Below are 219 nucleotides of genomic sequence, written 5' to 3' on the forward strand. Positions count from 1 at the left end.
CCTCGCAGGCGCGCATCGGCGAGCCGATGACCCTCGACGCGCTTTCGGAACTGATGGACGACCAGCAACCGCGGGCGTTCTACGACTACATCCGTAACAAGGACTACGGCCTGTCGCCGGAAATCCCGGCGGACAAGCGCACCCTCAACCAGTTCCGCCGCTTCACCGGCCGCGCCGAAGGCCTGTCGATCAGCTTCGAGGCGCACCTGCTGGGCTCCA

1 protein-coding gene is annotated in these 219 nt (G+C 66.2%); it reads left to right on the plus strand.

The window, feature by feature from the left end; translation table 11 throughout:
- On the plus strand, positions 1-219 hold a 219-nt coding region (locus tag HMPREF2914_RS24555), incomplete at both ends, for a nucleoid-associated protein (RefSeq protein WP_049314617.1).

The organism is Pseudomonas sp. HMSC067G02, assembly GCF_001813485.1.
GTDB lineage: Bacteria > Pseudomonadota > Gammaproteobacteria > Pseudomonadales > Pseudomonadaceae > Pseudomonas > Pseudomonas aeruginosa.